Below are 6,098 nucleotides of genomic sequence, written 5' to 3' on the forward strand. Positions count from 1 at the left end.
TTGTCTATGAAGCTGCCTGCCGGTTAGCTGCCGGCTATAAGGCTATCGACATGCTGACCGTTATGGAACAGCTGCGTAGCGACGGCTTGCTGGAAGAAGCAGGAGGAGGCTACGGCATCGCCCGCCTGACCAACAGCGTCGCTTCGTCGGCGCATCTGGAATACCACTGCCGGATTATCAAGCAACAGTACATCCGGCGCAAATTCATAGAGATTTGCCTGATGGATTCCTCGCTCGCCTTTGACGAGACGGAAGACATTGACGATATCCTGCATGGAAACTCCCAAAGGATGGAGACATTGCAGGAAGCGGTTATCGGACAGGGCGACGTAAAGCCTTTAAGCGAAATCCTGAGCCTGACAATAGAGGCGATGTACCGCCGCAAGGCACAGGCGGAAAAAGGCGTACAGCCGGGAATAACGACAGGATTGGCCGATTTGGACAGGATAACCGGCGGCTGGCAGAAGTCCGACCTGATTATCCTGGCGGCGCGTCCGTCGATGGGAAAAACAGCCGTGGCGCTGCATTTTGCACGAAAAGCGGCTGAGGCGGACGCAGCGGTAGCCCTGTTCTCGCTGGAAATGTCGGACATAAGCCTTGGGAACCGGCTGCTACTGTCCCGGGCGGATGTGGATGGCGATAAATTCAGGATCGGGCGGTTAAGCGGACAGGAAACCATGGAGGTGGAAAACGCCGCCGCGAAGCTGTACAGCCTGCCTGTTTATGTGGATTCAAACGCAGCGGTTACCATGGGATACATCCGTAACCGCTGCCGGATACTGAAAAAGAAGGGACAATGCAGTCTGGTTATTATCGACTACCTGCAATTGGCAGTAGAAAAGGGCGACCGCAACCGCAACCGCGAAAACGAAGTCAGCCAGATGAGCCGTGAAGCAAAACTGATAGCCCGTGAATTAGATGTGCCGGTTATCCTGCTTTCACAACTCAGCCGCGAAGTGGAAAGGCGCAATAATAAGATACCCGTGCTGGCTGACCTGCGCGAGTCGGGAGCGATAGAGCAGGATGCGGACATGGTGGTTTTTATCCATCGTCCGGAGTATTACGACAGGAACGCCGAAAAAGGCTACGGCGAACTGATTGTGTCCAAGTACCGCAACGGTAAGACCGGCATTGTCAAGTTCAAATACAACGAAAGCCTGACAAGGATTTACGATTACGATACGAAGGGGTACGGGAACATGTTTCCTGCGGCAGGGACTCCATTTTAAATAAACAGGGATATGGAAGAAGAAGTCAGGGAGGTAAAAGAAAAAAGTAAAGAAGAAGAAACCGTATCGTTCAAAACTTCGGAGCGTATGATGTACGGCGTACTGGACTACGAGGGCAACGAATTGATGGCTGCCGTTACCGGATATAATTTGGACGTATCCTTCAATATGCGGCTGATTCATTCGCTGGCGGATGCCGAAAGCTGCGCCAATGCCTTGGCCGACATATTCTATCAGGCATTAATGGAAAAATTACTGGCCAAGCAAAAACCTGAAGCGGACAAACAGGCTATTCTTACAAAAAGACAATTAAATGGATACGGAAAAAGACAGCAGTCAACAGGCGGAAACGGAAATCCTCGCCCTCAAGCTCCAACTGACGGAAACGCTGAAGGCGGTTATGGAGGAAACGGCGACGGCAACATTTGACGACCGTTTCGGTACGCACCTTTCGCCGGCGCCGTTACGGGCGGTTGCCGTCAATGCCGCCAAAGCCTTGATGGAACTCTATCCCGTCAAGCATATCCACGAGACCCGGCTGCGAATTGAGGGCGAAGGCGGCGTGGTATTCAACGTCATTGTACCCGGAACAAAAACAAATGGTAATGATAATGAAGAAAAAGACGAGATTTCGATTGAGCCGGAAAACGGCTGAAAGGGCGATTTATATCGCATTGGTCATTGCATTGGCCGTTTATGGCTTTTGGAACAGCGAAGCAGCCGTAGCGCTTATTACGGCGGTTAAGGAGGCATTTTCAATTTTAATCCAATAAACAACAGATAGACTGAATTATTTCGTAATTTTTAATTCGTAATTAAATATGACACAGGTAAAAACATTTGTCGTGGACAATTTCAAGGCCATTATCATGGTAGTTTCCTTTATCGTGACCCTGTATGTGCAGCATACGGACAATACCGCCAGGATTACGGAACTGGAGGCGCAGTGCAATACGCTGGAACTCAAAATCAAGGACCAGTACGAACGGATTGATGAAATCAAATTGGACAAGGCGGTATTCGAGGCAAATATGGCGCAGTTCGCCTCCATTCAAACCGACCTGCGCGAAATGCGGGCGGATATCAAGGAACTCTTAAAAGACAAAAGGCGATGAAACTAAACTGTATTTTGATAGCGGCGGTTGCTTTAATGAGCAGCGCTACATTCTTCCTTTACCGGCATGGCAAACAGTTGGAAGCAGAACGAAACACTTACAAAGGCAATACAAATGCCCTGCTATCAGAAGTAAAACGAATGAAGATTGATTCCGCAACAACGGCGGTAGATGTGAAAACGCTGAGCCTGATGGTGGACGAATACGAACTTTACAGGACAGCGGATTTGGAGAAAATCAAGCAAATGGGCGTGGAACTCCGCAACCTGAAAATGGCGGCAAAGCACGAACTGTCCGTCAATGCACCCCTTGAGGCTGACTTGCGAGATTCTGTCGTTATCCGTGATACTGTCCGTATTGCCGTGAAAGCCGTTGAAGTGAATACGCCCTATTTGCAGGTTAGTGGCATTATTGAAAACAATCACTTGTCGGGAAATATCCGCCTGCCTGTTACCCTGCGGCAGGCGGTCTGGATTGAACCGAAACACCGCTTCCTTTGGTGGAGGTGGGGCGTTAAGGCGGTGCATCAAACGATTTCCTCCGACAATCCGCATGTGGAAATCAACTATTCGGAGGTGGTGGAGATAAGAAGGTAATTTGTGATTCTATTTTTGTATTCTTTACTTCATTGTATTAATCCGGTAAATTGTATTTGCCGGATTTTTTGTTGTGTGCCGTGCATGGCAATTAACTTGGTGGTGCAAGTCCACTATGGGGGCAGGTAGTAGCCAACCATTAGCTCAAGGCAAGGGTGTCCATCGTGAGTTGGAATCTGAAGGAAGCCGGCGGCAAAGTTCCGAACCGAGGAACACGAACGACATCAGGCATATCCGGTTGGACGAGTTTGCAATACAAAACGAAGTCCTATTACTACCCGGAAACCGGAGTGTAAATGTTGCGGTTGCATGGGATGAAAGTTAATTGTCTTACCACGGGAGGTCTCACAGACGTGCGGAGAAGTATTTCAGAAGCACGGCTAACAATTGCTGTGAGAAGTCAGCAGAAGCCATAGTAGAAACGGATACGAGCCTGTGAAAGAGAAAAAAAAACAGGAAGTCTCACGAAGATTTGAAGGGCAGAACTTTAAGAAGTGTAATAAAATTTTAGTTACCAGATGAAAGGAAGAAAGCAGAAAATATCGGAAGATACCTGTCCGCAAAAGGATAGAGCGGCACTCGAAAGCTACGCGGGAGGGCAGACTTTCCTATGGATGACGGAATCGGAATACACAAGGGGGCAAGGAGAGCGCAATATGCTTGAGTATGTACTTTCACCCTCGAATCTGAACGCCGCCTACCAACAAGTGGTGCGGAACAAAGGGGTAGGGGGGATAGATGAAATGGAAGTTAGCGAACTGAAAGATTATCTGAGAGGACACAAAGAGGAATTATTGCAATCGGTATTGAACGGGAACTATCAACCACAAGCGGTCAAACGGGTCGAAATACCCAAGAGTGATGGCGGCAAACGGCAGTTAGGCATCCCGACGGTAATTGACAGGTTGATACAGCAGGCCATCCATCAAGTATTGACACCGATTTACGAGCAACAGTTTTCGGACAACAGCTACGGCTTTCGCCCGAAACGCAGTGCTCATCAGGCATTGAAGAAAGTCCGGAACTATGTTGATGCAGGGTATGACTTTGCAGTAGATATGGATTTGGAAAAGTACTTTGACACAGTGAATCAGAGTAAACTGATAGAAGTGTTGTCGCGTACAATCAAGGACGGGCGAGTCATCTCGCTCATCCATAAATACCTGAGAGCAGGCGTAGAAGTAGGTGGGAAGTTCGAGCCGACAGAACAAGGCACGCCTCAAGGCAGCCCGTTAAGTCCGTTGTTGGGGAACATCCTGTTGCACGAGTTGGACAAGGAGCTTGAATCACGCGGACACGCCTTTGTACGTTATGCAGACGATATGATGATACTGTGCAAGAGCAAACGCAGTGCAGAGCGTACACTCAAGCACATAGTTCCCTACATCGAAAGCAAGTTGTTTCTACGGGTAAACAAAGTCAAGACGGAGATAGCGCATGTATCAAAGTTGAAGTTTTTGGGTTACGGTTTTTACAGGTACAAAGGTAAATGCCGACTGCGCGTCCACCCTAAAAGTATGTCAAGGATGAAAGCGCGGTTACGCGAAATCACCTCTCGCAGCAACGGGAAGGGCGACGCATGGCGCAAGGAAACGGGCAACACCTACATAAGGGGCTGGGTCAATTACTATAAGTTGGCAGATATGAAGAGCGCACTTGAGAAAATAGATGAATGGTATCGCCGACGGTTACGGATGGTCATTTGGAAACAGTGGAAACGGATAAAGACCAAGTTCGCCAATCTGATTAAATTGGGGATGAAGAAAGCGAAAGCGTGGGAATATGCCAATACGAGGAAAGGCTATTGGCACACCGCCAACAGCCCTATCCTAAGTACATCTATCTCCAACGAGCGATTGAAACGAGCAGGCTACATTTTCTTTACCGATTATTATTCCAAAGTAGCCCCCGTAAATTAAAGAACCGCCGTGTACCGAACGGTACGCACGGTGGTGTGGGAGGTCGAAACGGGAAATAATCCCGTTTCTCCTACCCAATTTCATCGCGAAATATTCGATTTTATATTATTTAGACTGAACTTTGCACTCCATTTTCAATAATAACTTAAATAATATAGATATGCTAAACGGAACAATTTTATTGGAGGATTGTGTGAACGGATTTATTTTTCATTGCCGGTATGAGAAGAATTTAAGTCAAAAAACGATTGACGCCTATTCCATTGATTTAAAACAATTTCAATCGTACATTAACGAACAGAGCGTAAATCAGGATATTAGCGGAATATCAAAAGAGTTGATAAAGATTTATTTGCAAACGATTTACCATTTTAAACCCAAAACGGTTAAACGGAAAGTCGCCTCATTAAAAGCCATGTTTAACTACATGGAATATGAAAATGACAATTTCATAAATCCATTTCGAAAAATAAAAATTCGCTTCAAGGAACCCCAAACGCTCCCGATAGTAATGACAATCAGCGAAGTAAAAAAGATATTTGATGTTTTATACACAGACCTGAACGGCAATACAAAAACGGAGAATTACACTTACCTGTCGCAAATCCGCAACATTGCCATTATCGAACTGCTTTTTGCAACCGGCATGAGAATTTCCGAATTATGCAACTTAAAAGTACCGGATATAGACCTGAAAACAGGAATCATTAAGGTTTTCGGGAAAGGGAGCAAGGAGAGGGTTATTCAAATATGCAATCCCGACATTAAATCATTGTTAAAAAAATACCGGAAACTGTGTAGCAATCATGCGAATAGCGACAATTATTTTTTTCTTAATCGGCTCAACCGGCCTGTTTCAACACAATCAGTGAGGTTAATGCTACACCAGTATGTTCCAAAAGCGGGAATTACAAAAAATGTTACACCGCATACTTACCGCCACACATTTGCGACGTTACTATTGGAAGAGAGTGTCGATGTCCGGTATATTCAAAATATGATGGGGCATAGCTCCATTACCACAACTCAAATTTATACGCACATCAATATCGAAAGCCAAAAAAAGATTCTTGCGGCGAAACATCCGCGCAGGAAGTTGAAATTTACTATCGGCGAATAATTGATAACTAATTATTATGGATGGTATAAAGCATTACATAAACAATTTCATTCAGGAACACAAATATCTTCTTCAAGGTATTAGAATAATCCTTATAGCCAATGTTATAAGTCAAACAA

Annotated in this window: 7 protein-coding genes; all 7 read left to right on the top strand. The window is 46.0% G+C overall.

Annotated elements, in window-relative coordinates:
- On the top strand, positions 1–1,229 hold a 1,229-nt coding region (gene dnaB, locus ACYPWY_RS15450), incomplete at its 5' end, for a replicative DNA helicase (protein WP_459686442.1).
- A 12-nt stretch (positions 1,230–1,241) separates the two neighbouring features.
- A complete protein-coding gene (locus ACYPWY_RS15455) occupies positions 1,242–1,658 on the top strand; it encodes a hypothetical protein (protein ID WP_459686443.1) in 417 nt (138 codons plus the stop codon).
- The gene (locus ACYPWY_RS15460) at positions 1,630–1,884 is read left to right on the top strand and encodes a hypothetical protein (RefSeq protein WP_459686444.1); all 255 of its coding nucleotides are present in this window, start codon (positions 1,630–1,632) and stop codon (positions 1,882–1,884) included. The genes ACYPWY_RS15455 and ACYPWY_RS15460 overlap by 29 nt, the downstream gene beginning before the upstream one ends.
- A 166-nt stretch (positions 1,885–2,050) precedes the next feature.
- A complete protein-coding gene (locus ACYPWY_RS15465; protein ID WP_459686445.1) occupies positions 2,051–2,344 on the top strand; it encodes a DUF7365 family protein in 294 nt (97 codons plus the stop codon).
- On the top strand, positions 2,341–2,940 hold the full coding sequence (locus ACYPWY_RS15470) for a DUF6549 family protein (protein ID WP_459686446.1): 600 nt from the start codon (positions 2,341–2,343) through the stop codon (positions 2,938–2,940). The genes ACYPWY_RS15465 and ACYPWY_RS15470 overlap by 4 nt, the downstream gene beginning before the upstream one ends.
- Before the next feature lie 518 nt (positions 2,941–3,458).
- Complete coding sequence (gene ltrA, locus ACYPWY_RS15475; RefSeq protein WP_459686447.1) at positions 3,459–4,859, top strand: group II intron reverse transcriptase/maturase; 1,401 nt, start codon at positions 3,459–3,461, stop codon at positions 4,857–4,859.
- Positions 4,860–5,019: 160 nt separating this feature from the next.
- A complete protein-coding gene (locus ACYPWY_RS15480) occupies positions 5,020–5,979 on the top strand; it encodes a tyrosine-type recombinase/integrase (protein ID WP_459686448.1) in 960 nt (319 codons plus the stop codon).
- Positions 5,980–6,098: the final 119 nt, after the last annotated feature.

The organism is Viscerimonas tarda (assembly GCF_054601255.1).

Bases quoted from the DNA above. Each gene is read 5' to 3' on its own strand.
- ACYPWY_RS15460 (WP_459686444.1), top strand. From the start codon at position 1,630: ATGGAGGAAACGGCGACGGCAACATTTGACGACCGTTTCGGTACGCAC.
- ACYPWY_RS15470 (WP_459686446.1), top strand. From the start codon at position 2,341: ATGAAACTAAACTGTATTTTGATAGCGGCGGTTGCTTTAATGAGCAGC.
- ACYPWY_RS15455 (WP_459686443.1), top strand. From the start codon at position 1,242: ATGGAAGAAGAAGTCAGGGAGGTAAAAGAAAAAAGTAAAGAAGAAGAA.
- ACYPWY_RS15480 (WP_459686448.1), top strand. From the start codon at position 5,020: ATGCTAAACGGAACAATTTTATTGGAGGATTGTGTGAACGGATTTATT.
- ACYPWY_RS15465 (WP_459686445.1), top strand. From the start codon at position 2,051: ATGACACAGGTAAAAACATTTGTCGTGGACAATTTCAAGGCCATTATC.
- ltrA (WP_459686447.1), top strand. From the start codon at position 3,459: ATGAAAGGAAGAAAGCAGAAAATATCGGAAGATACCTGTCCGCAAAAG.